Below are 26,439 nucleotides of genomic sequence, written 5' to 3'. Positions count from 1 at the left end.
TTACAAACGCATTGGCATGACGACATAAACAGCGGCTTTGCTGTCGGCATCTTCAATTTGTACGCTAGAAGTTGCATCAGTTAGCAGCAGTTGTACATTTTCACTTTTCAGTGCGTTAAGGACATCTAAGATGTAACTGACGTTAAAGCCGATTTCCATTTCAGTGCCTTGATAGCTGACGTCAACGATTTCTTCGGCTTCCTCTTGCTCTGGGTTATTCGCCGTGATGCGCAATTGGTTTTCGCTAAAATACAGACGGACACCGCGGAATTTTTCATTTGATAAAATTGCCGCACGAGAAAACGCTTGTTTAAGTAAATCACAACGTGCTTCTAATGTTTTGTCTGGGTTTTTCGGTAATACACGGCGGTAATCAGGGAAACGACCATCCACCAATTTAGAGGTGAAAATAAAATCGCCAACATGGGCTCGAATATTATTGCTGCCAATTTGTAATTGCAGAGGGGCATCGCCACCATCTAATAAACGCATTAACTCAATCACGCCCTTACGTGGAACAATGACAGAGTGGGATGGCAGTGATTGCCCAATATCCATCGCGCAAACAGCCAAACGGTGGCCATCGGTTGAAACGGTTCTGAGCATTTGGTCTTCAGTTTCAAATAACATGCCGTTGAGGTAATAACGGACATCTTGGTGCGCCATTGAAAACTGAGTTGCTTCAATTAAACGTTTCAGTATTGATTGCGGAAGAGAAAACTCCACCTCGCTTTGCCAATCATCCAAGTTTGGAAAATCAGCCGCAGGCAGCGTCGACAATGAGAAGCGGCTACGACCAGAACGGACGAGCAGTCTGTCATCATTGAGCTCTACATGAATTTCAGAACCTTCAGGTAATCCACGCCAAATATCGAAAAATTTGCGTGCGGGCACCGTTGTTGCGCCAACTTCATGTTCCCCAGTTAGGGTGACATTGGCCATCATCTCCATTTCAAGGTCGGTTCCAGTGAGTTGGAGGGTGCCTTCTTTTACCTGTAATAAAAGGTTACCTAAAATAGGCAGAGTTGGACGCCCACCTAAAGGACCACTAACCTGTTGTAACGGTTTTAATAACTGCTCGCGTTCTATTATAAATTTCATAGCAATTAAGATGATAATGTTCTGATTAAATTAGAAAAATCTTCTTTGATGTCATGGCTTTCTTCTCGTAACTGTTCAATTTTACGACAAGCGTGTAACACCGTGGTATGGTCACGGCCGCCAAAGGCATCCCCGATTTCAGGTAAACTATGGTTAGTTAGCTCTTTCGCTAGTGCCATTGCCATCTGACGCGGACGTGCGACAGAACGAGAACGGCGTTTTGAAAGTAAATCTGCTACTTTAATTTTATAATACTCAGCAACTGTTTTCTGAATATTATCAATAGTTACCAGCTTTTCTTGTAGTGCTAATAGGTCACGCAGTGCTTCTCTGACAAAATCGATAGTAATCGCGCGGCCAGTAAAGTTTGCGTTGGCAATCACACGATTTAACGCGCCTTCCAATTCACGGACGTTCGAACGCAGGCGTTTTGCGATGAAAAAGGCCACTTCACCTGGAAGTTGGATTTCATTTTCATCTGCTTTTTTCATTAAGATCGCTACACGCGTTTCCAGTTCTGGTGGTTCAATAGCGACGGTTAAGCCCCAACCAAAGCGTGATTTTAAGCGATCTTCCACCCCGTTGATTTCTTTCGGATAGCGGTCGGATGTTAAAATAATTTGCTGATTGCCTTCAAGTAATGCGTTAAACGTATGGAAAAATTCTTCCTGTGAACGCTCTTTATTGGCAAAAAATTGAATATCATCAATTAATAATGCATCGACAGAACGGTAATAGCGTTTGAATTCTTCAATCGCGTTGTTCTGTAAAGCTTTGACCATATCTTGAACAAAACGTTCAGAGTGCATGTAAACGACACGTGCATTGGCCTTATGTTGCATGATGCTGTTGCCTACAGCATGTAATAAGTGGGTTTTACCTAAACCTGTTCCACCATAAAGGAATAATGGATTATAGGCGCCACCTGGATTTTCAGCCACTTGCCTCGCTGCTGCGCGAGCCAATTGGTTCGATTTACCTTCAACAAAGTTATCAAATGTGTGCTTAGGATTCACATTAGAACGATAAGCGACATCAGGTTGTACTTTGGCTGAGTTGTCCCAACTCGGTTTAACGGGGGCTGACGGTACGGCAAAAGCAGGTACTTCATGAACGGTACGTGCTTGGGGGGCTGCCGGCGCGACGGTAATCGGTTTGTTGCCTACTTCAAAGTGTAGTGCAGGTGCGTCAGAACCACAAAAATCATTCAATAATTCATTGATATTATTGATGTATTTATCCCTAACCCAGTCGAGAACGAAACGATTTGGGGCATAAAGTGCCAATGTATTATCGTTTAATTCAGCTTGAAGGGGGCGTATCCACATACTGAATTCTGTGGCAGGTAGTTCATCCTGCAATCGGGCAAGACATTGCTGCCAAAGCGAAAGTGACACGTTGGGCTCCCCTAAACAAGGTCAATGGAACAAAGAAGTACGGATTTAAACACAGAATTTTCTAAGAGCCATTTTTAAAACGACTCAGAGTGGTTTTAGATTAACTTTAACTCACCGCATATTGCTGATCTGTGGATCAGAATAGACCTGCGATCATACCGCAAAATTCACCAGAGATCTTCATTCTTTTACACAGTTTTTATGCTTTTTATCCACAGGTAAATGTGATAAGGCATCGCCTATAAGGAAGAACTTAGCTGGGCTACTTGAATTTTTGTTTGTTTTTCCACATGGCTGGGGATAACTTTAGACGATTTAGTGAAAATATTCCTTAAGATCAAAAAATATTTTTAGATCGCGGGAAGATCCTTGCGCTTTGGGGCGGAGTCCGTATAATCTTCCTCCCTGTGTACAGTGCTGATGTGGTTTTTACACGAAACTGAGGTATACTTGTTGGGTTCTGCGTTCTGTTCTCGCGTTAGCGTTAGACTTGAATACAGACGAAAAGCAGGTTGTCAGTCAGTATGAAAATAGAATCATGAGTTGACTGTCACAGCATATGTCGGCAAACCGGTCAGCCAGGCTATAAATAAAAGTGGTTTGATTGCGTCATTTTATTGACGTGACCCCCTATGTTTTATTACAATCCTGCCTCTTTCTATATTGTTGCGATAGAGGCACAGGTGTAAATCAGTTTCCACTGGTTGCCAACGCGTTTACTGAATCAGTAATAAATTTTAAAGTTAGGTAGAAATCGTTATGAAACGCACTTTTCAACCGTCCGTACTGAAGCGCAACCGTTCACACGGTTTCCGTGCTCGTATGGCCACTAAAAATGGTCGTCAGGTTCTGGCTCGCCGTCGTGCTAAAGGCCGCGCTCGTCTGACCGTTTCATCTAAGTAATAAAGCTAGCCCTCTATTCCAGTGGTTACGCTCGCTTTTACCCGGGAGTTACGCTTGTTAACTCCCAGGCATTTCGATAATGTCTTTAAGCAGCCGCAGAGGGCGAGTTCCCCAGAGATAACAATCCTTGGTCGCCTAAACGAGCTGGGGCATCCCCGCATCGGTCTTACCATCGCCAAAAAAAATGTTAAACGAGCTCATGAGCGAAATCGTATTAAACGATTAGCGCGTGAATACTTTCGTCTGCATCAACACGAGTTGCCTTCAATGGACTTTGTGGTATTGGTAAGGAAAGGGGTTGCCAATCTCGACAATCAACAGATCACGGAAGCATTGGATAAGTTATGGCGTCGTCACCGTCGCTTGGCTCAAAAATCCTGATCATGCTGATCAGAGGCTACCAACTGGCGATTAGCCCGTTGTTAGGGCCTCGTTGTCGCTTCAATCCCACTTGTTCAAATTACGGAATTGAGGCATTGCGCAGGTTTGGTATGCTAAAAGGGAGTTGGTTAACGGCGAAACGCGTATTAAAATGCCACCCTTTACACGCTGGTGGAGATGATCCTGTCCCACCCAGAAAAACTGATGATAATAGAGAATTATAACGATGGATTCGCAACGCAATCTTCTACTCATCGCTTTGTTGTTCGTGTCGTTCTTAGTTTGGCAGGCCTGGGAGAGCGATAAAGTTGCTCAGGACGTTAAAACTGTTCAAACTTCGCAACAAGCGGATATGCCAAGCAGTGATGCCCAAGCAGTAACTAGCAGTGGGCAAGGTAAGCTCATCACCGTTAAAACGGATGTACTGGATATTCGCATCAATACTCGTGGTGGTGATATCGATGAGGCTGACCTGTTAGCCTATCCTGCGACCCTTCATTCGGAAGACCCTTTCCGTTTACTGGAAACTAACCCAGGCTTTGTCTACCAGGCACAAAGTGGTTTGATTGGCCCTCATGGCCCAGACAACCCAGCAAATAATAACGGTGAACGTCCGCTATACTCTGCAGATTCTGCAACTTTCACATTAGCGAATGGTCAAGACGTATTACGTGTACCAATGTCATTTACGGATAACAACGGTGTTGTTTACCAAAAAACGTACATTGTGAAACGCGGTCAATATACGGTTGAAGTTGAATATAGCATCCAAAACCCTACAGCACAGCCGCTGACGTTGGCGTTTTTCGGTCAGTTAAAACAAACTATCGAATTACCAAAAGAACGTGATACAGGGAGTAGCAACTTTGCTCTGCACACATACCGCGGTGCGGCGTATTCTTCAGATGAAAACAACTATAAAAAGTATAGCTTTGGTGACATCGAAGATAAAAACCTGAGCCTGACAACGAAAGGTGGTTGGGTTGCGATGTTGCAACAATACTTTGCGACGGCTTGGATCCCAGCAAGCGCAGAGAAAAGCACGTTCTACACCATCGACCTTGATAAAAAATCTGCCATCATTGGTTATAAGAGTGAACCAATGACGATTGCCGCAAATGGCGCAGGTACTTATTCATCAACGTTATGGGTTGGCCCAGAAATTCAGTCTGAGATGGCTGCAGTTGCCCCACACTTAGACTTAACTGTTGATTACGGTTGGTTATGGTTTATCTCTCAGCCATTGTTTAAATTGCTGAAATTTATTCACGGTTTCGTGGGTAACTGGGGTATTGCCATCATCGTTATCACCTTTATCGTTCGTGGTATCATGTATCCGCTGACTAAAGCGCAGTACACCTCCATGGCGAAAATGCGTTTACTGCAACCAAAACTGGCGGCAATGCGTGAGCGTATTGGTGATGATAAACAACGTATGAGCCAAGAAATGATGGCGATGTATAAAGCAGAAAAAGTAAACCCACTGGGTGGTTGTTTACCGCTGCTTATCCAAATGCCTATTTTCCTTGCACTTTACTATATGTTGATGGGTTCTGTTGAACTGCGTCATGCACCGTTCTTCGGTTGGATCCAAGACTTATCTGCACAAGACCCGTACTACATCCTGCCAGTATTAATGGGTGTGACGATGTTTGTTATCCAGAAAATGTCACCAACAGCAGTCACTGACCCAATGCAGCAGAAGATTATGACGTACATGCCAGTCGTGTTCACTATCTTCTTCCTGTGGTTCCCATCAGGTCTGGTACTGTATTATATCGTGAGTAACTTAGTGACCATCATCCAGCAACAAGTGATTTACCGTGGTCTGGAAAAACGTGGTCTGCACAGTCGCGATAAAAAAGAGAAAAAATAATCTCGGTTCTCAGTAAAATGGGAATGGCTTCACAAAGCGGGATTCTATAGTAGTATTAAGGCGACCAGATAAGGTCGCCTTATTCTTTTCAAAAAGTCAAAGACAGAGAAACATCATGCTGATTAACGATACTATCATCGCACAGGCAACACCTCCCGGTCGTGGTGGTGTCGGTATTTTACGTGTATCAGGCCCGAAGGCGGCACTGGTTGCTGAAACTGTATTGGGGAAACTTCCTAAGCCGCGTTATGCGGATTATCTCCCTTTTCGCGATGTGGAAGGCGCTGTTCTTGATCAAGGCATTGCGATTTATTTTCCTGGCCCCAACTCCTTTACAGGGGAAGATGTTCTTGAGCTACAAGGGCATGGTGGCCCCGTCATCCTTGACCTATTACTGAGAAGAATTCTAGCTATCGATGGTATTCGTATCGCAAATCCTGGAGAGTTTTCTGAGCGCGCATTTTTGAATGATAAGCTCGACTTAGCTCAAGCAGAAGCCATTGCAGACTTGATCGATGCAAGTTCTGAACAGGCTGCGCGCTCTGCGATGAACTCTTTACAAGGCGCATTTTCTTCCCATATCCACCAGCTAGTGGAAGCACTTACTCACTTGCGGATTTATGTAGAAGCAGCCATCGATTTCCCTGATGAGGAAATTGATTTCTTATCTGATGGTAAAATTGAAGCCAAACTTAATGAAGTTGTGGCGGATTTAGAGCAGGTTCGTTCCCAAGCTCGCCAAGGCAGTTTGTTGCGTGAAGGAATGAAAGTGGTGATTGCTGGGCGTCCAAATGCAGGTAAATCAAGCTTATTGAATGCATTAGCAGGGCGTGAAGCGGCAATCGTGACGGATATTGCGGGAACGACCCGTGATGTGTTGCGGGAACATATTCATATCGACGGGATGCCACTGCATATTATTGATACCGCAGGCCTACGTGAAGCAAGCGATGAAGTTGAACGTATTGGTATTGAGCGCGCATGGAAAGAGATTGAACAAGCTGACCATGTGCTGTTTATGGTGGATAGCACGACAACCAATGCGACTGAGCCGCAAGAGATTTGGCCTGAATTTATGGCTCGCTTACCTGCGGAGTTACCTGTTACGGTAATCCGCAATAAAGCAGATATGACGGGGGAACCCGTTGAGTTTATCGACGATACGCGTTACCCATTGATTCGTCTGTCTGCTCGTGAAGAAAAAGGTATCGATTTGCTGCGCGATCATCTGAAAGAGGCCATTGGCTTTAACAGTAATACCGAAGGTGGGTTCCTTGCTCGTAGCCGCCATTTACAAGCACTGAATGCAGCGGCGGTTCACCTAGAACAGGGCTATGACCAGTTAGTGAATGCTCGCTCCGGTGAGTTACTGGCGGAAGAGCTGCGTTTGGCTCAGCAAGAACTGAGTGAAATCACTGGGGAATTTACCTCTGATGATTTATTAGGGCGGATATTCTCGAGTTTTTGTATTGGGAAGTAACTCGCACTTGTGTATCGGTTTTAGTCCTGTAGGGAGCCGCTTCATAGCTCCCTCTTAATTTGTTATTAAGCTCCTTTCTCTCTTATCTCGCTAAAATAGACGGTCAATTCCATCAACAGATAAAAACCATGAATAAATCATTGCCTGTTAACATTCAAAGTTACGCACAACGCCCTGATTTAATTGAAGCCTGCGAACAATTTCTTGATAGGTTATGGCCGCAGTTTATGAGCGAGTCTGCTGTTAGCGATGAATATTGGGAGCGACTTGATGAAGCACCAAATAGTAAATTTCAATTTATTGCTACTGTGAATGAAAACGCAGTGGAGCGAGTCGTTGGAATTATTCGCTCAGTGCCTTTTTTATGGCCTTATGGTGATTTTAGTCAATTAGCTGAAATGGGCTGGGATGCGATTTTCAACTTTGCGATGGAAAACCTACAAAGTGGTGAACCTTATATTTCGGCACTTTCTGTTACCGTTGACCCACAATACCGTGGTCATCAAATTCCCGCTTTATTGATTAATGCGTTAAAACATGCGGCAAAAGAAGGTGGTGCAAAAGCGATTATTGTTCCTGTTCGTCCAACGTTGAAGCATTTATATCCATTACAGGGTTTTGATGAGTATTGTGGGTGGCAAAATGCGCAAGGAGAGCCTTTTGACCCGTGGATCCGCACGCATTGGCGGTTGGGGGCAACTGTTTTACAGCCCGTTCATCGTTCCATGGTCATTACAGGTTCAATCATTGATTGGCAATCATGGACAGGAATGCATTTTCCTCAGTCAGGTAAATATATAGTCCCTAATGCATTAGTGCCTGTTACCGTTGATGTACAGCGGCAGCAAGTCGAATATATCGAACCTAATTTATGGATGCTACATTTTCTTTAAGCTCTAGCAAACAAGGTAATATACAGGCTACTTTGGTGGCAAAAAACAGAATATGGCATTATTTTTTGGGTAATACCTATTGATGTAGCCATACACGCTATAGCGTGTAAACAAATACTTACCTGCTACACCGTGTAATATTGTGTTTACTGGTTATAGCGTGTAAATATTGTTAGGGTTAAATAAGGTAGGTTTTAAAATGAAAGTGACGAATACCCGACAACTTAGTGCTTATATGAAAGATGTCAGAGAGGTGAAAAAACTCTCTCAAAGTAAAGTTGCCAGTAAAGTAGGCATTCGGCAAGATACCGTTTCTAGCTTTGAACTCTCTCCTGGCTCTACCAAATTAGAAACCTTCTTTAAGATTTTATCGGCTCTCAATTTAGAGCTCGATATCAAACCGCGAAACGAAAGAGCATCATCAAACACTGACTCAGGGTGGAAGGAGGAGTGGTGATGGCTATTTTGCATGTCTATATAGAATAGTGAGCCGCTATCAAGCTGATTCCAATCAACCTTTCAATTTATTATCTAAGATTGGTCAAGATAGTGTGGGAGCAGCTTCCAACACATTTTCCTGAGCATATTACAAACTCAATTTTATCAGGATTACATCACAAAGCTGCACGATTAAAAAAGGGTTGGGATTAAGGCTGAGACTAATCTCTCACCCGGCTAGGATGGGTAAACACCGTCGCTTTCCCTTGGCGGCAAAAACCCACTAAAGTTAAATTGGCTTTCTCTGCTACTTCGATGGCAAGTGCGGTTGCGGCGGAAACAGCAAATAGAATTTCTGCGCCGCAACTCGCGGCTTTTTGTACCATTTCATAGCTGGCTCGGCTGGAAACCAAAACGGCTCCTTGTTGCCACTGATGGCGGCTTTTCATTCCCAGTAGTTTATCAAGAGCAACATGGCGGCCGACATCTTCACAACCACCGATTAATTGACCTTCTGGGGATATCCATGCAGCGGCATGGGTACAGCCTGTTAGTGCGCCAATTTCCTGTACTTTTTTCAATTCATGCAATGCATTATCAAGATGTGAGAGAGAAAAGGTTTGGGTGAACGGTAGGGGAGAGATAGGCTTAAAAATTTCATCAAGCTGCTCTGTACCACAAATACCACAGCCTGTGCGGCCTGCTAAATTACGACGACGTTCTTTGAGTTCCATAAAACGGCGGCTGGATAATTCCACGTGAACCTCAATGCCCCGATTGCAGCCTTCAACGATATCAATTCCCCGAATTTCATCACTGGACTGTATTATGCCTTCCGAAAGTGAGAACCCGACAGCGAAATCCTCAAGATCTTTTGGGGTTGCCATCATTACCACATGGGATATTCCATTGAACACTAATGCAACAGGATATTCTTCTGCAACGTAATCTTTCACTGGTGAATTAAGGTTGCCTTTTTGTTGCACAATTGTACTGTTTAAGCCAATCATTTGGGTGATTTGGGAGTCATTTGTAGTATTTGTTTCATACATTAGATGAATTCCTAGCATTAATGATACATAATATTAATTATGGGTAAAAAGAATTTACACCATTTGCCAGGCAATGAACCTGGGACGTAAGGAAGACGTTGAATAAAAACAGTTTACCTGATTATCGCAATTGACGTTAGGTAAACATGAGCAATGTAAATGAGGAGATCCCCATGCAAGTCAGCAGAAGGCAGTTCTTTAAGATCTGCGCTGGCGGTATGGCAGGTACGACGGCAGCGGCGTTAGGTTTTGCACCTGCAACCGCGTTAGCGTCAACGCGCCAGTATAAATTACTGCGTGCGAAGGAAACCAGAAATACCTGTACCTACTGTTCTGTCGGCTGTGGGCTGTTAATGTACAGCCTCGGTGATGGCGCGAAAAATGCAAAAGAGAGCATTTTCCATATTGAAGGGGACCCGGATCATCCGGTAAACCGTGGTGCACTTTGTCCTAAAGGTGCTGGACTTATCGATTTCATCCACAGTGAAAGCCGCTTAAAATACCCTGAAGTGCGTGAGCCAGGTACCAATGAGTGGAAACGTATCACGTGGAACGACGCTTTTGACCGTATCGCTAAGTTGATGAAAGAAGACCGCGATGCAAACTTCATTGAAAAAAATAAAGACGGCGTCACAGTTAACCGTTGGCTGACCACAGGTATGCTGTGCGCATCTGCGGGAAGTAATGAAAGTGGCTTTGTCACTCAAAAATTTACTCGCGCTCTCGGCATGCTTGCCGTAGATAACCAAGCGCGTGTCTGACACGGACCAACGGTAGCAAGTCTTGCTCCAACATTTGGTCGCGGTGCGATGACCAACCATTGGGTTGACATTAAAAATGCAAACCTAATTGTTGTTATGGGTGGTAATGCGGCAGAAGCGCATCCAGTCGGTTTCCGCTGGGCGATGGAAGCGAAAATCCATAACAAAGCCAAATTAATCGTAATTGACCCACGCTTTACCCGTACTGCGGCAGTGGCGGATTTCTACACGCCTATCCGTTCCGGTACAGATATCGCGTTCTTATCAGGTGTTATCAAATACTTACTGGATAATGAAAAAATTCAGCGTGAATACGTGGAAGCGTATACCAATGCGAGTTTAGTGATCCGTGAAGATTTTGGTTTCGATGATGGCCTATTTACTGGCTATGACGAAGAAAAACGCCAATACGATAAAACTACGTGGAACTACGAGATGGACGAAAACGGCCTTGCGCTGCGCGATCCAACTCTGAAACACCCACGTTGTGTACTGAATTTATTAAAAGAACACGTTAGTCGTTATACACCAGAAGTGGTGAATAACATCTGTGGTACGCCAATCAAAGACTTCCTACAAGTCTGTGAATACCTTGCAGAAACCAGTGTTAAAGATAAAACAGCATCGTTCTTATATGCGTTAGGTTGGACTCAACATACGGTGGGTGCGCAAAACATCCGTACGATGGCGATGATCCAATTGCTGTTAGGTAACATGGGGATGCTAGGTGGTGGTGTTAACGCACTGCGTGGTCACTCGAACATTCAAGGTTTAACTGACTTAGGTTTATTGTCACAAAGTCTACCTGGCTATCTGACATTACCTTCAGAAAAACAAACCACGTTAGAAACCTATTTAGCGGCGAATACACCGAAAGCCACTGTTGCAGGCCAAGTAAACTACTGGGGCAACTACCCGAAATTCTTTGTCAGTATGATGAAGACGTTTTACGGTGATAAAGCACAGAAAGAAAATAACTGGGGCTTTGACTACTTACCGAAGTGGGATCAAGGCTATGACGTGTTGCGTTATTTCGAGATGATGGATAAGGGCGAAGTCAATGGTTATATCTGCCAAGGCTTTAACCCATTAGCGTCATTCCCGAATAAAAACAAAGTGGTTAAGTCGTTATCAAAACTGAAATTCTTGATTACTATTGACCCACTGAATACAGAAACGTCGAATTTCTGGCAAAACCACGGCGAAATGAACGATGTAAACCCAGCGGAAATCCAAACGACGGTATTCCGCCTGCCATCTTGCTGTTTTGCTGAAGAAAATGGTTCGATTGTTAACTCAGCGCGTTGGTTACAGTGGCACTGGAAAGGTGCTGATGCCCCAGGTGAAGCGATCAGTGATGGTGAGATTCTGTCGGGTATTTTCCACCGTTTACGCCAAATGTATGAAACAGAAGGTGGCGCAGTACCTGAACAAGTACTGAGTATGACATGGAACTACTTTGACCGTGATCACCCAACACCAGAAGAAGTGGCGCAAGAAAACAATGGTTATGCTTTAGTTGATCTGAAAGACGCTGACGGCAACGTCATTGTGAAGAAAGGTGAACTGTTGACTTCGTTTGCTCAATTACGTGACGACGGGACAACATCAAGCGGCTGTTGGATCTTTACGGGTAGCTGGACGCCGAAAGGTAACCAAATGGCGAATCGTGATAACTCTGACCCAACAGGTCTGGGTAACACATTAGGTTGGGCATGGGCATGGCCGCTGAACCGCCGCGTCATTTATAACCGTGCATCGGCAGACCCAATGGGTAAACCGTGGGATCCGAAACGTCAAATTCTTGAGTGGGATGGCAGCAAATGGACAGGGATGGATATTCCTGACTATAGCAATGCGCCTCCAGGAAGTGGTGTAGGGCCGTTTATCATGCAGCCTGAAGGTATGGGACGTTTGTTTGCACTGGATAAAATGGCCGAAGGCCCATTCCCAGAGCATTATGAACCTATCGAAACGCCGCTGGATACTAACCCGCTGCATCCAAATGTGGTGTCTAACCCTGCAGCTCGCGTGTTTAAAGACGACTGGGCGCAAATGGGTAAAGCGACAGAATTCCCTTATGTGGGAACCACTTATCGCTTAACAGAGCACTTCCACTATTGGACTAAACACGCCCTGTTGAATGCCATCATTCAGCCACAGCAGTTTATCGAAATCGGTGAGCGCTTGGCGAAAGAGAAGGGCATCGAGCAAGGTGATACGGTGAAAGTGAGCTCTAAACGTGGCTACATCAAAGCGAAAGCGGTGGTCACCAAACGTATTCATACGCTGAAAGTGGCTGGAAAAGATATCGATACCATCGGTATTCCAATTCACTGGGGCTTTGAAGGTTTGGCGGTGAAAGGCTTTATTGCTAACACGCTAACGCCGTATGTGGGTGATGCGAATACACAGACGCCGGAATTTAAATCATTCCTTGTCAACGTGGAAAAGGTGTAAGGAGATAAATTATGTCAATGCAATCTCAGGACATTATTCGTCGCTCTGCCACCAATTCCCTGACTCCCGCGCCTCAGGTGCGGGATTATAAGGAAGAAGTTGCAAAGCTTATCGACGTAACGACCTGTATCGGCTGTAAAGCGTGTCAGGTCGCGTGTTCCGAATGGAACGATATCCGTGACAAAATCGGCACCAACGTTGGGGTGTATGACAACCCAACAGATTTAACCGCTAAGTCATGGACGGTAATGCGTTTCTCAGAAGTGGAAGAGAACGATAAATTCGAATGGCTAATTCGTAAAGATGGCTGTATGCACTGTGCTGATCCGGGCTGTTTGAAGGCGTGCCCTTCAGAAGGCGCGATTGTTCAGTACAAAAACGGTATTGTTGATTTCCAATCAGAACACTGTATTGGTTGTGGTTACTGCATCGCGGGTTGCCCGTTTGATGTACCACGCATCAACCCTGAAGATAACCGTGCATACAAATGTACGCTGTGTGTTGACCGTGTTGAAGTGGGTCAAGAACCTGCGTGTGTGAAAACATGCCCAACAGGTGCTATTCACTTCGGTAGCAAAGAAGACATGATTAACATGGCGGGTGAGCGTGTTGAAGAGCTGAAAACCCGTGGCTATGCAAATGCAGGTTTATATGACCCTGAAGGTGTTGGCGGTACGCACGTGATGTACGTCCTACACCACGCAGATAAACCTCAGTTGTACCACGGACTGCCAGAAAACCCGACAATTAGCCCAACAGTGACTTTCTGGAAAGGTATCTGGAAGCCGTTAGCTGCGGTTGGTTTTGCTGCAACATTTGCGGCGGCCATCTTCCACTATGTGGGTATTGGTCCGAACCGCGTCTCCAAAAAAGATGAAGAAGAGGCTTTAGAAGATTTGCATAATGCAATGTCATCTGATGACACTTCCAAATCAAAAGAAGGGGAGGATCAGAAATGATGCCAGATGATAACGACAAAATTATCCGCCATAAGCCGATTGAAAGGATCAATCACTGGGCGGTTGTGATTTGCTTTTTGTTCACAGCAATCAGTGGGTTAGGGTTTTTCTTCCCCTCACTGAACTGGTTTATGAACATTTTAGGCACGCCACAGCTGTCGCGTATTTTGCATCCATTCGTGGGTACGGCGATGTTCTTGCTGTTCGTGTTCATGTTTTTCCGTTATTTCCACCATAACTTCATTAATAAAGAAGATATTAAGTGGGCAAAAAATATCGGCAAAGTGCTGAAAAACGAAGAAGCAGGCGATGTAGGTCAATATAACCTCGGTCAAAAAGGGGTGTATTGGGTGGTCACTATCTGCTTATTGGCGCTGGTGGTCACAGGTGTCATCATGTGGCGCCCTTATTTTGCCGAATACTTCCCAATCCCTGTTTATCGTGCAGCGATTCTGATCCACTCACTCTCTGCGATTGCGTTGATCATTATGATTGTGGTTCACGCTTACGCGGCTATTTGGGTGAAAGGCTCGGTTCGTGCGATGGTCGAAGGTTGGGTGACCCGTGGTTGGGCAAGAAAGCACCATCCACTGTGGTACCGCCAACTTCTTGAAAAAGAAAAGCAAGAAAAACAACAGCAAGAGAAAAACTAAGTTTTATCTTGTCTACTTAAGAAGCCCACAATTGTGGGCTTCTTTTATCAGTTAATCGGTTATCGCTAAGCTATAGACAAAAGCCAGTGCCAACAGTACCAACACAAAAGAAAAACCGAGGAATTGGTAATTGACGGATAACACCCCGCCCGTTAATCCCCCCAGAACAAAAGATAACACGGCGAGGAACAGCACCTTTTTGCTACTATCACCTTGCACATTTTTTAAAAAAGCATTGATGCAGGATGTTGTCATCCCAGTAACATACGTTGAGTGAATGCCAACAGTCCCCGCCTTATTAAAAAAGCCGTTTTGTAACCCCATGGATAAACTAATAATAAATATTACGATATTGGCAGAATAGACAGCATGGGCGAAGAAATAGAGCGCAAACACCCCAGTAAATAATAAAAATGATAAACCAATCAGAAAACGGTAATCACGCAGTGAGTTATTTTTTAACCGTTGCCATGAACCAAGGCAAGTCCCTAGAAAAAAGCCACAGATAGAAACTGCGGAAAGTAGGAGCATTGGCCAATCCAACTTGGCGAGGTACACCATGCTTAAAATACTGTTCCCCGTCAGATGCCCCGTAAAAACCTCAAAAATCACGAATGAGCAGGCATCAACAAACCCGCCAATAAAGGCCAGTAAGAGGAAAAAGGGCGTATGGGAGTTGGCTTCAAATTGCAATAATGACATAGTTGTTCTGCCGCTCATCAAAATAGATAGTGATGGTGAGTATATGCATTATTTGGAAAATAATAAAAAAACCTGATACGGGAAGTATCAGGTTTGAGTAAAAAAGTTTGGCTTATTTATGTGAAAAATAATTAACTGCGTTATTAAAACAGATATCTTGTACCAGTTTACCTAACATAGTTTCATCATGAGGTACTTCCCCATTGACGGCCCATGTACCTAGCATATTGCATAAAATACGGCGGAAATATTCATGGCGAGTATAAGAAAGAAAGCTGCGTGAGTCCGTTAACATTCCCACAAATTGACTTAGCAGGCCCAATTGTGAAAGTTGTTCAAGTTGACGCAACATGCCATCTTTTTGGTCGTTAAACCACCAGCCAGAACCAAACTGAATTTTCCCTGCAATTCCTCCACCTTGGAAATTACCGATCATGGTAGCTAATACCTCGTTATCGCGAGGATTTAAGCAATAGAGAATGGTTCTTGGTAGTTCATTACTTTTATCCATTTCATCTAATAAGCGAGACAGTGGATAGGCAACTGGATTATCACCAATAGAGTCAAAACCGCTATCTGCGCCTAATAGGGAAAACATGCGGCTGTTATTATTACGTAATGCACCAATATGCAATTGCATTGCCCAATTTCGCTTAGCATATTGCTTGCCTAACCAAACCAGTACAGCGGTAGAGAATTGGGCGATAGATAACTCATCAAGTGGTTTGCGTTGGTATCTATTTTGCAAAATGGTGTCTAAAACGCTTTCATCAGGGATTGGCGCATAACGTAGTACTTCAATACCGTGATCAGAGGCAACACAGCCAAGTTTATCAAAGTGGTTTAGGCGTGATTCTAAAGCGGACAATAAATCACTAAAACGATGAATCTCAATATCTGCTGATTGCCCTAATTTAGCCATGTAATCAACAAACCCATCAAGCTCAATTTTAAAAGCTCTATCTGGGCGCCAGCTTGGGCGAACTTCTATATTGAAGGTGTCATCTTGCGCAATTTGTTGATGATATTCTAATGAATCTGTTGGGTCATCGGTGGTACCCACCATATGTACGTTCATTTGCTGCATAATTCCACGAGCTGAAAATTGAGGTTGAGCCAATTTTTCATTCGCTTCATGCCAAATAGCTTCCGAAGTCTCAGGGGAAAAGAGCTTTCCAGTGATACCAAAAGGACGACGGAGTTCCAAATGGGTCCAATGGTACAATGGGTTACCTATCGTCATAGGAACCGTTTTTGCCCAAGCTTGGTATTTTTCGTAATGACTCGTTTCATACCCAGTAATGAGAGACTCAGGGATCCCTGCTGAGCGCATGCCTCGCCATTTATAATGATCACCTTCTAACCAAATTTGCCCGAGATTATCGAATTGGCGGTTTTCTGCAATTTCACGTGGGTTCAAGTGGCAGTGATAGTCATAAATTGGCATTGATGCAGCATAGTCATGATAAAGACAGCGAGCCATATCATTATTGAGCAAAAAATCTTCACAAAGAAATGTTTTCATATCAGTATCCAATTTAAAGCTTAGCAACGGCTTGGCGTGCGCCGATATCAAGTAATTGTTGATAGGCGGATTTAATCACCGCTACAAAGTGTGAGTTTTGAGGGAGCTCAGTGCCAAAAATTGCATCAATTGCGAGTAAATCATCGACAACGGAAACATGTAATCCATGTTTCCCATAAATGGCGGCATAAGTATCGACAAGCGGGTCCCGTACATCAATTTTTTGCCCCTGTTCATCGATACCGGCGACATAGCGCATCCAGCCCGCGATACCTAATGCTAAATGACGATAATCAGATTGGTTTTTGATATGCCATACGATTGGGTCTAATAAACGTTGTGGAAGTTTTTGGCTACCGTCCATTGCAATTTGCCATGTTTGGTGTTTTAACGATGGGTTGGTAAAGCGATCAATTAAATTGTTGGCGTAGGCTGTTAAGTCAGTCTCTTCTGGCATAACGAGAGTCGGAGCTTGCTCATTTAACATCAATTCATGTGCTGCACGACGATAATCGGGGTTGGTCATCGTATCAGAAATATGCGCGTATCCGCCCAAGTAGCCGAGGTAGGCTAAGAAAGAGTGGCTACCGTTTAACATTCTTAATTTCATTAGCTCAAATGGGACAACGTCTTCTACAAATTGCGCCCCTGCACAATCCCATTCGGGGCGGCCATTCACAAAGTTATCTTCAATAACCCACTGGCGAAAAGGCTCACAAGCAATAGCACAATCGTCCTTAACGCCTAAAAGTTCTGCTATTTCTGCCAACGTTTCTTCTGTTGCGGCGGGAACAATGCGGTCAACCATTGTGCAGGGGAATGTGACATTGTTTTCAATCCATTCGGCTAATTTGGTATTTTGTAATTGCGCTAACCCTAAAACGGCTTCTCGAGCTACATGGCCGTTTTCACGGACATTGTCACAAGAAAGTACGGTAAATGGCGGCAATTGACGTTCAGCTCTGCGTTTGAGAGCCGCAGTGATATAACCAATTGCGGAAGCGGGGTGGTCTGGCGTAGCTAAATCTTGCTGAATCAGCGGGTTATTTTTATCTAATTTTCCTGTTGCGGGGTCTGCACAATAACCTTTTTCAGTGACAGTAAGAGAAACAATGCTAACAGAAGGTGAAGCCATTTTTTCAATAATAGCATCAACGCCGTCAATGAGAGGGTGCAGTGCTTCTCTCATTGAGCCAATAATTTTTAATTCGGTATGTCTTTCACCTTTTTCTGCTACCGTATACAACATGGATTGTTGCTTAAGGTTTTCAATCAAAGCTACATCCTGCTTAGACATTAAATTGACTTCACAATAACCCCAATCACTGTCTGTTTTTTCTAATACGTGATGAGTATAGAGAGCTTGGTGCGCACGATGAAAAGCACCACAACCAAGGTGTACGATGCGGGTGGTTAGGCGGTCAGTTGTCCAGTTTGGACGAGGTGCATTAATTAACGCAGTAACGATATTTTTTTCCATGAAGATCCCCTGTTGATTGGCGGTCAATATCATCTGACCGCCTGTCAGGTACAACGGTAAGAAATTATTTTTTGGGGTAGAATGCGCGATGAATACCTAATTCTAACCCTCTCAGTTCCGCAAGCCCTTTAAGACGGCCGATCGCAGAGTAACCTGGGTTTGTTTTCTTTTTTAAGTCATCGAGCATTTGGTGACCATGATCTGGGCGCATAGGGATCAATTCACCTGAACCGCTTTGTAAGCGGCGGTGTTCTTCTTCCGCAACTGCGCAAACCACATTATACATATCAACATCACCCGCTAAATGTGCTGCTTCATGGAAGGTATTTGGGTTTTCTTCTCGTAAGGTTGATCGTAAATGTAAAAAATAAATACGTGGGCCAAATGCACGGATCATATTTACTAAATCGTTATCCGCTCTTACACCATAAGAGCCTGTACACATTGTGTAGCCATTTGCATCGCTATCAACAGTATCAGCCATCCATTGCATGTCTTCAATGGTTGAGACAATACGAGGTAAACCTAAAATTGGACGAGGGGGATCATCAGGGTGAACCGCCATTTTCATACCAATTTCTTCTGCAACAGGGATGATTTTCTTTAAAAAATAAGCAAAATGTTCACGCAATTTATTGCGATCAATATTGGCATAACGTTTTAAATGCTGGCGGAATTGCTCAAGAGTATAGCCTTCTTCTGCACCAGGTAAGCCTGCAATAATATTATTGATGAGTTTTTGCTTTTCTTCATCGCTCATCGATTCAACACGTTGTTTTGCCTGAGCTTGTTCTTCAGCCGTGTAATCATGCTCTGCATTTTCTCGCTGTAATAAGTAAATCTCAAATACAGCAAAAGCGATTTGGTCAAAGCGTAATGCTTTTGAACCATCAGGTAGCTCATATTCTAAATCAGTACGAGTCCAGTCAAGTACTGGCATAAAGTTATAACAAACTGTACGGATACCACAGGTTGCGAGGTTACGCATTGATTGCTGGTAGTTTGCTATCCACTTATCATAGTCACCTGTATGTGTTTTGATTTCTTCATGAATAGGAATACTTTCCACTACCGCCCACTCTAATTGGTTGGCCTCAATTAAGTCTTTGCGTTTTTGTATTTCTTCAACACTCCAGACTTCACCGTTTGGAATATGGTGAAGTGCCGTAACAATTCCTGTTGCGCCTGCCTGACGAATATCAGATAGAGAAACCGGATCTGCTGGTCCGTACCAACGCCAAGTTTGTTTCATACTTAACCTCGTTTATATTTTACTGATGCTTCTTAATCGGTTAATAAGTGCTTTTTACCAGTTTGTTATGCTGCATTTTGGAACCGATAGCCATTTAACTTATTTTATAAAAATTGTGCCACGATGTTGCATTTAGGTCTATATAGGTTAACCAATTTGGTTAACCAGATCACAAATACTCATTAATTTTGGGTGACCAATAGTAAAATAAGAGACAGCTCACAAAATAAAGCCTTTGTTTTATGCAGAATCCGGACAACAAAATAGAAAACTTATCGATTAAAAACTATTTTTGCCCTACTGGTTAACCAATTTCTTTTTAACTGGATTAACCATTTATTCATTCAGGATTACTAGAAAAATATAAAATGTAAAAGGCTGATTATGAAAAAGTTAAAACATTATCGATGGTATATGATTCTTTTGGTTTGCTTCATCACCATAATTAACTATTTAGATAGAACAGCACTGGGTGTTGCTGCTCCAACCATCATGGAAACGACAGGGATCACGAAAGAACAATACTCATGGGTTGTGAGTGCGTTCCAATTAGCCTATACAATTGGTCAACCAATCATGGGTTTTTTCATTGATACAATCGGTTTGAAATTAGGGTTTTTTATTTGTGCATTAGTTTGGGGCTTAGCTACCATGGGGCATGCACTAACAGGCTCATGGCAAGGTTTGGCTTTTATGCGTGGAATCATGGGGTTCAGTGAAGCTTCCGCAATTCCTGCGGGTGTGAAAACAGCATCGACATGGTTTCCTGCTAAAGAACGTGGTATTGCAACGGGTGTCTTTAATATGGGAACCTCGTTCGGAGCCATGTTAGCGCCACCATTAATTGCTTGGGCTATCTTATTTCATAGTTGGGAATTCGCGTTCATTATTGCGGGTATATTAGCCATTATTGCCGCATTTGTTTGGTTTTTCTTCTATAAAGACCCTAAAGACGCAAAAAGATTATCAGATGAAGAACGTGCGTATATCGAAGAAGGTCAAGAAAAACACCTTCAGTCATCTAAAAAAGAAAAAACATCTATCAAGAATATTTTGAAGCAACGTAATTTCTGGGGAATCGGTATTTCTCGTTTTCTTGCTGACCCTGCCTGGGGAACAATTAACTTTTGGGTACCTATTTTCTTTGTTGAAACACTCAATTTTAGTCTCAAAGAAATCGCAATGTTTGTTTGGTTGCCGTTCTTAATGGCTGATTTAGGTTGCTTAGCAAGCGGCTTTGTTGCGAAATTTTTAAATGACCGTGGAATTTCATTAATTAACTCACGCCGCATTACTTTTACTATTGGCGCTATTTTGATGACGACCATTGGCTTAGTGAGCATTGTTGAAAACCCATATATTGCAGTTTTACTTATTAGTATTGGCGGGTTTTCTCACCAGTTATTATCAACGGTTGCGGCAACATTAGGTGCAGATTTATTTAAAAAGAATGAAGTTGCAACCGCAGTTGGTATGGCAGGTGCGTGCGCTTGGACTGGGCAGTTAATCTTTAATTTATTCATCGGTGCATTTGTCGGTATCATTGGTTTTGGACCATTCTTTATCGCACTAGCTGTCTTTGATTTAGTTGGTGCAGCGGTATTGTGGATCCTCATTAAAGAGAAAAAAGAACCTGAAGAAAATGAGCATAATCAAGATAGTTCTTTAGCCACATCATAATCAGCTTAAGTAAGTTGAAAAGGCGCGGAATTTGGCTTCTCGCGCCTTTTTATTTATTTTTTCTCACTATTGTTTAGCACAAAACTATTTTTGGTCGACCAATATCTGTTAAACTAAAAGCAACAAAAGTTATGTTTTCATTGAATGGCCAATGTAATGACACAGTTTACTGAATATAAACGCCCCTATCAGGAAGTCGGCCATGCTTTACGCCAAATGATCGCGAATATGAGCTATGCAATTGGTGACAGACTTCCTCCAGAGCGCGAAATTGCTGAAATGCTAGATGTTTCTCGTGCTGTTGTACGCGAAGCATTGATTATGTTAGAAATTGAAAACCTTATTGAAGTGCGTAAAGGCTCAGGCGTTTATGTGATTGCACTGCCTGAGCACAAAGAGGTTGCAGAGGCGGATAAGTCTGATGATTCGGCCCTTAATGCTGCTGGGCCTTTTGAATTACTTCAGGCAAGGCAGTTATTAGAAAGTAATATTGCGGAATTTGCCGCAACACAGGTGACACCTGTGGATATTGCGAACATGCGTAAGGCTCTGAAAAGAGAAAGAGATGAGCTAAAAACAGGGGAAGATGAAACCGGCGATCGTGAGTTTCATCTTGCTATCGCACAGGCAACCCACAACAGCATGTTAGTTGAACTTCTGAAGCAATCATGGGAATGGCGTGAAAATAACCCCATGTGGCTTAAATTACATGCGCGTATTACAGATAAAGATTACCGAAAAGCGTGGATGACAGACCATGAAGTTATCTTAGCCGCGATGATTAAAAAAGACCCAGCAGCAGCAAAAGGAGCCATGTGGCAACATTTGGAAAATGTAAAGCAGCGGTTACTCGAGCTTTCTGATGTTGACGACCCGAATTTTGATGGTTATCTATTTAACTCCTATCCTGTCGATTTAATTAAAAACTAATGTGTTTTGTTGAGCCGCCTAAATAAATGAAAAGTTTATGGGTCGCGGCTCAATTGCTTTCTCATTTAAGGTAAATTTGTTTTGTTATTTTATTCATGATAACCGCTAAAACCCTTATTAGATCAATCCCCGCATAGATACAAAGGTGCCAAGCTAGCGACCTAGGCAATTTTGTTTTATCCTGAGCAGTTAATAGCAGCAATTTTTGCTGATGGCATAAAATAGGAACGATCAATTAGTGTGTAGGGTTACTCTATATGCTCAAAAAATCGTTCAAAAATAAAGAAGAGAGAATGCAATGGGTATTCGTATCGTTCCTAAAGAAGAGTTAGGACAAGAAAGGTTAAAAGAAAAAGGCATTGGCTTTATCCCACCAGTTTTGTTCCCTAACTTAAAAAGCTTATACCAACGTCGAGCAGAGAGACTGAAAGAGCTAGGTATTGGGGAACACCCTTTTGCTGACTATCTTAGCTTTGCAGCTGAAGTGGCAACTGCACAACATAATGCACAGCATGATAATCCACTAGATATTGATATGACAGTGGTTTTAGAGCGTGCAACTCATACCAATAATCCGCCGTTGGATGCTAAAACACTGCCTCGTACAACACATTGGCATAAATTATTAAAATCAATAATTGCAGAATTAATGCCAGTTGTTCCTGAATCTGTACGTCCAGCGCTCGAAAATTTAGATAAGGCATCTGAAAACGAATTAGAAGCCATGGCGACAGCGTTATTAAATGAAGAGTTTGAAAAGGTACCAGCAGATAAGTCTATGTTTATCTGGGCTGCGCTTTCTGTTTATTGGGCGCAAATGGCGGCGAATATTCCAGGTAAAGCGCGTGCAGAACACGGTGATCATCGTCATTTTTGCCCTGTGTGTAATAGCATGCCTGTTTCTAGCATTGTTCAAATTGGGACTTCTCAAGGTTTACGCTATTTACACTGTAACTTGTGTGAAACCGAATGGCACATGGTACGAGTGAAGTGTAGCAACTGCGAGCAAACAGGTAAGTTAAACTATTGGTCTCTTGATGATGAAAATGCGGCGGTGAAGGCGGAAAGTTGCGGCGATTGCGGCAGTTATCTTAAAATTCTTTACCAAGAAAAAGAAGCCAAAGTGGAAGCCGTTGCGGATGATTTAGCCTCAATTATTCTTGATGCGCGTATGGAAGAAGAAGGCTTTGCTCGTAGCAGTATTAACCCTTTCCTGTTTCCTGGCGAAAAGTAAGTTGTAAAAGAGAATAGTGACTATGGTGGAAGCAAACTTAGCGTTATATCGACAATTACCCTCAGTTGACAAACTATTGCAGCTTGATGAAGTGCAAATATTGGTTGAACAGTCGGGGTTGCATTGGGTCACCACGTGTTTACGTGAAATGCAGGAACAAGCGCGAAAGTGTATCTCTCAGCAGGGACAGCTACCAGATTGGCATATTGACTGGCTAAAAGAGCTTGCTAAACGCCACGATGAATTAGGCCAAAGTGCATTAAAAAATGTCTTTAATCTAACGGGAACGGTTTTGCATACCAATCTTGGGCGAGCGGTGATGTCCAAAACAGCGATTGATGCAGTTAGCAAAGCGATGAGTTCATCTGTCACATTAGAATATTCTCTTGATGGCGCAATGCGTGGTCATCGGGATCGCGCAATTGCAGACTTACTTTGCGAACTCACGGGCGCAGAGGATGCTTGTATTGTAAATAACAATGCCGCAGCAGTCTTATTGTTGCTTGCAACGGTGGCAAATGGTCAGCAAGTGATTGTTTCTCGCGGCGAGTTGGTTGAAATTGGCGGTGCTTTTCGTGTGCCAGATGTAATGTCTCAAGCGGGTTGTCAACTGGTTGAAGTGGGTACCACTAATCGCACTCACTTACGTGATTACGAAAATGCGATTAATGAGCACACCGCACTATTAATGAAGGTGCATACCAGTAACTATAGCATTGAAGGCTTCACCGCTGAGGTTGAAGGCCATGAACTGGCTGAGTTAGGAAAAAAATACCAGCTTCCCACAGCGATTGATTTAGGCAGTGGCTCCATGATTGATATGACGGCATACGGTTTGCCTGCGGAGCCTATGCCTCATACTTATCTCGCTCAAGGTATTGATTTGGTTTCTATTTCAGGAGATAAACTGCTAGGAGGCCCACAAGCAGGGATCATTCTTGGGAAGAAAAAATGGATTGATGCTATACAAAAACACCCATTAAAACGTGCTTTACGGGTCGACAAAATGACGCTAGCGGCACTGGAAGCGACATTAAAGCTCTATCTTACTCCTGAAAAACTGGCCAATGATTTACCGACATTACGTTGGTTAACGCGTGACCCTGAGACAATTCGTCGTGGTGCAGATAATGTGTTAGTGGCTTTACAGGCATTCTATGGTGACAAGTTTATCGTTGAAATTGAACCTTGCTTGTCACAAATTGGTAGTGGTTCATTACCTATTGATAGATTGCCAAGCTTTGCGATTACCTTTGCGCCTCTCAATGGTAAAGGCGGTACATTGGAGCAGTTAGCGTCTCATTGGCGCCAATTATCTGAACCTGTGATTGGACGAATGAAAGATGGGAAACTGTGGCTAGATTTGCGCTGCCTCGATGATGAACATGCACTATTACAGGTTTTACTTTCATGATTTTCGCAACTGCAGGCCATGTTGATCATGGGAAAACATCATTAATTCAACTAATTACAGGTGTAAATACTGCGCATCTTCCTGAAGAGAAAAAGCGTGGGATGACTATCGATTTGGGCTATGCCTATTGGCCTCAACGTGATGGTAGTGCTATTGGTTTTATTGATGTTCCAGGGCATGAAAAGTTCTTAGCTAATATGTTGGCGGGAATCGGCGGGATTAATCATGCACTACTTGTCGTGGCGTGTGATGATGGCGTGATGGCGCAAACTCTTGAACACTTGTCTATTTTAAGGCTTGCAGGTTGCCAAAATATCACAGTTATTTTAACGAAAGCAGACCGCGCTGATGATTTACGTATTGAACAGGTGGCTGAACAGGTTAAATCTGAATTATCTCAACAAGGTTGGCCTAATGCGACTTTGTTTATCACCTCGACCTTAGATGGACGTGGTATTGATGCATTACGCGAATATTTGCAGCAGTTACATCAGCAAAGTGGAACACATGGAAATTTACAACGTCGTTTTCGTTTAGCGATAGACCGTGTTTTCCATGTTAAAGGCGCAGGGATTGTTGTGACAGGAACGGCCCTTGCAGGCCAGGTTCAAGTTGGCGGTTCATTGTGGGTGACAGGTGCAGATAAGCAAGTGCGCGTTAGGGGAATCCATCGGCAAAATCAACCTGCAGATTTTGCACAGGCGGGTGACCGTGTTGCATTAAATCTTTCAGGTGATATTGATAAAGAAGATATCACCCGAGGTGATTGGTTACTGGCTGAAAAACCTGCATTTATCGCTAATCGTGTGATTGTTGAACTGGAGTGTGACTCGCTCATTAAGCATTGGCAGCCTGTCCACTTATACCATGGTGCAAGTCATATCACTGGGCGAGTTTCTTTATTGGTTGAGCAAGGTGAAACCCCTGTTCTTGCCGAGTTAATTTTAGATACCCCATTATGGTTAGCTGATAATGACCGATTGATTATTCGAGATATCAGTGCCCGCCAAACATTAGGAGGGGCTAGAGTGCTCAGATTAACCTCTCCTCGTCGAGGAAAGCGCCTTCCAGAATTTTTAGATTGGTTAGCTTTATTATCGAAAGAAGGTGATGAGCTAACGCATTTCAAGCTGCAACTTCCTCAAGGTGAATTAGACCTACAAGACTATGGTTGGGCTAGGCAGTTAACAGGTGATGTACTTGAAAGCATATTGGTGCAAACGGATGCAGAACATGTTGGGAATAGCGTTCTCTCTGCGTTTAAAGCACAAACTGCGAAAGACCGATTAATTCAAACGCTTGAAAAATTTAATGAAGTACATAGCGACCAAATAGGCGTTGGAAAAGCGCGTTTAAAACGTATGGCACTGCCTTCAATGAGTGATGCGTTAGTTTTCAAATTAATCAATGACTTGATTGAAAATGGAACGATTAAGCAAACGCGCGGTTGGTTGCATATGCCGCAGCATGGACTGATTTTTGATGCCCAGCAGGAAGTGATTTGGCAACAAATTTTCCCTTTATTGACACGCAATGAGGCATGGTGGGTACGTGATTTAGCGGTAGAAACTGGGCATGAAGAAGAGACTATGCGCCGAGTGCTCAAAAAAGCGGCTCAAATGGGGTTAATCACCGCTATCGTGCGTGATCGTTACTATAGCCATGAGCAAATTAATCATTTTGCATCACTAATCCGCCGCCATTGTTTGGAAAATGACGTCATTTTTGCTGCTGATTTTCGTAATGAGTTAGGGATTGGTCGAAAACTTGCGATACAAATTCTTGAGTTTTTTGATAAAAGCGGTTTTACTCGTCGCAAAGGCGATGGGCACTATTTACGAGATAAAGGCATTTTCGTTGAATAAATA

At 43.3% G+C, this 26,439-nt stretch carries 22 protein-coding genes; 15 read left to right on the top strand and 7 right to left on the bottom strand.

The features are described from left to right. The gene (dnaN, locus tag KDJ85_RS15635; protein WP_206085625.1) at positions 1 to 1,101 is read right to left on the bottom strand and encodes a DNA polymerase III subunit beta; all 1,101 of its coding nucleotides are present in this window, start codon (positions 1,099 to 1,101) and stop codon (positions 1 to 3) included. Between the two features lie 5 nt (positions 1,102 to 1,106). Then, complete coding sequence (dnaA, locus tag KDJ85_RS15630; protein WP_225820441.1) at positions 1,107 to 2,498, bottom strand: chromosomal replication initiator protein DnaA; 1,392 nt, start codon at positions 2,496 to 2,498, stop codon at positions 1,107 to 1,109. 759 nt (positions 2,499 to 3,257) lie between these two features. Between dnaA and rpmH the strand changes: the two genes are divergently transcribed. The 7 genes from rpmH (at position 3,258) to KDJ85_RS15595 (ending at position 8,488) form a co-directional block, all read left to right on the top strand. Then, a complete protein-coding gene (gene rpmH, locus KDJ85_RS15625; protein ID WP_004906236.1) occupies positions 3,258 to 3,401 on the top strand; it encodes a 50S ribosomal protein L34 in 144 nt (47 codons plus the stop codon). A 21-nt stretch (positions 3,402 to 3,422) separates the two neighbouring features. After that, on the top strand, positions 3,423 to 3,782 hold the full coding sequence (gene rnpA, locus KDJ85_RS15620) for a ribonuclease P protein component (protein ID WP_004906229.1): 360 nt from the start codon (positions 3,423 to 3,425) through the stop codon (positions 3,780 to 3,782). Then, positions 3,746 to 4,006, top strand: a complete 261-nt coding sequence (gene yidD / locus KDJ85_RS15615) for a membrane protein insertion efficiency factor YidD (protein ID WP_036959180.1) — start codon at positions 3,746 to 3,748, stop codon at positions 4,004 to 4,006. Before rnpA ends, yidD begins: the two co-directional genes overlap by 37 nt. Before the next feature lie 2 nt (positions 4,007 to 4,008). Beyond that, positions 4,009 to 5,658, top strand: a complete 1,650-nt coding sequence (gene yidC, locus KDJ85_RS15610) for a membrane protein insertase YidC (RefSeq protein WP_206085629.1) — start codon at positions 4,009 to 4,011, stop codon at positions 5,656 to 5,658. Positions 5,659 to 5,773: 115 nt separating this feature from the next. Continuing rightward, entirely contained in the window at positions 5,774 to 7,138 is a 1,365-nt protein-coding gene (gene mnmE / locus KDJ85_RS15605; RefSeq protein WP_225820440.1) for a tRNA uridine-5-carboxymethylaminomethyl(34) synthesis GTPase MnmE, read from the top strand. Between the two features lie 128 nt (positions 7,139 to 7,266). Further along, entirely contained in the window at positions 7,267 to 8,031 is a 765-nt protein-coding gene (locus tag KDJ85_RS15600; RefSeq protein WP_225820439.1) for a GNAT family N-acetyltransferase, read from the top strand. 199 nt (positions 8,032 to 8,230) lie between these two features. Continuing rightward, entirely contained in the window at positions 8,231 to 8,488 is a 258-nt protein-coding gene (locus tag KDJ85_RS15595; RefSeq protein ID WP_225820438.1) for a helix-turn-helix domain-containing protein, read from the top strand. A gap of 202 nt (positions 8,489 to 8,690) precedes the next feature. Here KDJ85_RS15595 and fdhD read toward each other — a convergent pair whose 3' ends face one another. Further along, entirely contained in the window at positions 8,691 to 9,521 is an 831-nt protein-coding gene (fdhD, locus tag KDJ85_RS15585; protein ID WP_225820437.1) for a formate dehydrogenase accessory sulfurtransferase FdhD, read from the bottom strand. 173 nt (positions 9,522 to 9,694) lie between these two features. Between fdhD and fdnG the strand changes: the two genes are divergently transcribed. Genes fdnG through fdoI form a run of 3 tightly spaced genes read left to right on the top strand, consistent with a single transcriptional unit; the run spans position 9,695 to position 14,354 of the window. Then, a complete protein-coding gene (gene fdnG / locus KDJ85_RS15580; protein ID WP_225820436.1) occupies positions 9,695 to 12,742 on the top strand; it encodes a formate dehydrogenase-N subunit alpha in 3,048 nt (1,015 codons plus the stop codon). Positions 12,743 to 12,753: 11 nt separating this feature from the next. Further along, the gene (gene fdxH / locus KDJ85_RS15575) at positions 12,754 to 13,701 is read left to right on the top strand and encodes a formate dehydrogenase subunit beta (protein ID WP_047755786.1); all 948 of its coding nucleotides are present in this window, start codon (positions 12,754 to 12,756) and stop codon (positions 13,699 to 13,701) included. Further along, a complete protein-coding gene (gene fdoI / locus KDJ85_RS15570; RefSeq protein WP_047755785.1) occupies positions 13,698 to 14,354 on the top strand; it encodes a formate dehydrogenase cytochrome b556 subunit in 657 nt (218 codons plus the stop codon). Before fdxH ends, fdoI begins: the two co-directional genes overlap by 4 nt. 51 nt (positions 14,355 to 14,405) lie before the next feature. Here the strand turns inward: fdoI and KDJ85_RS15565 are convergent, their stop codons facing one another. The 4 genes from KDJ85_RS15565 to uxuA form a co-directional block, all read right to left on the bottom strand. Further along, the gene (locus KDJ85_RS15565; protein WP_225820435.1) at positions 14,406 to 15,056 is read right to left on the bottom strand and encodes a YoaK family protein; all 651 of its coding nucleotides are present in this window, start codon (positions 15,054 to 15,056) and stop codon (positions 14,406 to 14,408) included. A gap of 112 nt (positions 15,057 to 15,168) precedes the next feature. Further along, entirely contained in the window at positions 15,169 to 16,581 is a 1,413-nt protein-coding gene (gene uxaC, locus KDJ85_RS15560) for a glucuronate isomerase (protein WP_225820434.1), read from the bottom strand. A 13-nt stretch (positions 16,582 to 16,594) separates the two neighbouring features. After that, the gene (locus tag KDJ85_RS15555) at positions 16,595 to 18,061 is read right to left on the bottom strand and encodes a fructuronate reductase (RefSeq protein ID WP_225820433.1); all 1,467 of its coding nucleotides are present in this window, start codon (positions 18,059 to 18,061) and stop codon (positions 16,595 to 16,597) included. Between the two features lie 64 nt (positions 18,062 to 18,125). Beyond that, positions 18,126 to 19,313 (bottom strand): mannonate dehydratase, encoded by a 1,188-nt coding sequence (uxuA, locus tag KDJ85_RS15550; protein ID WP_225820432.1) that lies wholly within the window; start codon positions 19,311 to 19,313, stop codon positions 18,126 to 18,128. A 384-nt stretch (positions 19,314 to 19,697) separates the two neighbouring features. Here uxuA and KDJ85_RS15545 point away from each other — a divergent pair, with 384 nt between their 5' ends. The 5 genes from KDJ85_RS15545 (at position 19,698) to selB (ending at position 26,436) form a co-directional block, all read left to right on the top strand. After that, complete coding sequence (locus tag KDJ85_RS15545; protein WP_225820431.1) at positions 19,698 to 20,993, top strand: MFS transporter; 1,296 nt, start codon at positions 19,698 to 19,700, stop codon at positions 20,991 to 20,993. 156 nt (positions 20,994 to 21,149) lie between these two features. After that, positions 21,150 to 21,923, top strand: a complete 774-nt coding sequence (locus tag KDJ85_RS15540; protein ID WP_377210636.1) for an FCD domain-containing protein — start codon at positions 21,150 to 21,152, stop codon at positions 21,921 to 21,923. 298 nt (positions 21,924 to 22,221) lie between these two features. Beyond that, positions 22,222 to 23,157 carry a formate dehydrogenase accessory protein FdhE gene (fdhE, locus tag KDJ85_RS15535; protein WP_225820429.1) on the top strand — a complete coding sequence of 312 codons (936 nt, stop codon included), beginning with the start codon at positions 22,222 to 22,224 and terminating at the stop codon, positions 23,155 to 23,157. A 22-nt stretch (positions 23,158 to 23,179) separates the two neighbouring features. Continuing rightward, positions 23,180 to 24,571, top strand: a complete 1,392-nt coding sequence (gene selA, locus KDJ85_RS15530; protein WP_225820428.1) for an L-seryl-tRNA(Sec) selenium transferase — start codon at positions 23,180 to 23,182, stop codon at positions 24,569 to 24,571. After that, on the top strand, positions 24,568 to 26,436 hold the full coding sequence (gene selB, locus KDJ85_RS15525; RefSeq protein WP_225820427.1) for a selenocysteine-specific translation elongation factor: 1,869 nt from the start codon (positions 24,568 to 24,570) through the stop codon (positions 26,434 to 26,436). Before selA ends, selB begins: the two co-directional genes overlap by 4 nt. Positions 26,437 to 26,439 lie beyond the last annotated feature (3 nt).

It is taken from the genome of Providencia vermicola, assembly GCF_020381325.1.
GTDB classification, from domain to species: domain Bacteria; phylum Pseudomonadota; class Gammaproteobacteria; order Enterobacterales; family Enterobacteriaceae; genus Providencia; species Providencia vermicola.
This window is presented reverse-complemented; position numbering and strand designations above follow the sequence as displayed.

Coding starts and splice junctions, on each gene's coding strand:
- dnaN (WP_206085625.1), bottom strand. CDS start 1,101: ATGAAATTTATAATAGAACGCGAGCAGTTATTAAAACCGTTACAACAG.
- rpmH (WP_004906236.1), top strand. CDS start 3,258: ATGAAACGCACTTTTCAACCGTCCGTACTGAAGCGCAACCGTTCACAC.
- KDJ85_RS15540 (WP_377210636.1), top strand. CDS start 21,150: ATGACACAGTTTACTGAATATAAACGCCCCTATCAGGAAGTCGGCCAT.
- KDJ85_RS15555 (WP_225820433.1), bottom strand. CDS start 18,061: ATGGAAAAAAATATCGTTACTGCGTTAATTAATGCACCTCGTCCAAAC.
- KDJ85_RS15595 (WP_225820438.1), top strand. CDS start 8,231: ATGAAAGTGACGAATACCCGACAACTTAGTGCTTATATGAAAGATGTC.
- fdoI (WP_047755785.1), top strand. CDS start 13,698: ATGATGCCAGATGATAACGACAAAATTATCCGCCATAAGCCGATTGAA.
- uxaC (WP_225820434.1), bottom strand. CDS start 16,581: ATGAAAACATTTCTTTGTGAAGATTTTTTGCTCAATAATGATATGGCT.
- yidD (WP_036959180.1), top strand. CDS start 3,746: ATGGCGTCGTCACCGTCGCTTGGCTCAAAAATCCTGATCATGCTGATC.
- uxuA (WP_225820432.1), bottom strand. CDS start 19,313: ATGAAACAAACTTGGCGTTGGTACGGACCAGCAGATCCGGTTTCTCTA.
- fdhE (WP_225820429.1), top strand. CDS start 22,222: ATGGGTATTCGTATCGTTCCTAAAGAAGAGTTAGGACAAGAAAGGTTA.
- KDJ85_RS15565 (WP_225820435.1), bottom strand. CDS start 15,056: ATGTCATTATTGCAATTTGAAGCCAACTCCCATACGCCCTTTTTCCTC.
- selB (WP_225820427.1), top strand. CDS start 24,568: ATGATTTTCGCAACTGCAGGCCATGTTGATCATGGGAAAACATCATTA.
- fdxH (WP_047755786.1), top strand. CDS start 12,754: ATGTCAATGCAATCTCAGGACATTATTCGTCGCTCTGCCACCAATTCC.
- KDJ85_RS15545 (WP_225820431.1), top strand. CDS start 19,698: ATGAAAAAGTTAAAACATTATCGATGGTATATGATTCTTTTGGTTTGC.
- KDJ85_RS15600 (WP_225820439.1), top strand. CDS start 7,267: ATGAATAAATCATTGCCTGTTAACATTCAAAGTTACGCACAACGCCCT.
- fdhD (WP_225820437.1), bottom strand. CDS start 9,521: ATGTATGAAACAAATACTACAAATGACTCCCAAATCACCCAAATGATT.
- selA (WP_225820428.1), top strand. CDS start 23,180: ATGGTGGAAGCAAACTTAGCGTTATATCGACAATTACCCTCAGTTGAC.
- mnmE (WP_225820440.1), top strand. CDS start 5,774: ATGCTGATTAACGATACTATCATCGCACAGGCAACACCTCCCGGTCGT.
- yidC (WP_206085629.1), top strand. CDS start 4,009: ATGGATTCGCAACGCAATCTTCTACTCATCGCTTTGTTGTTCGTGTCG.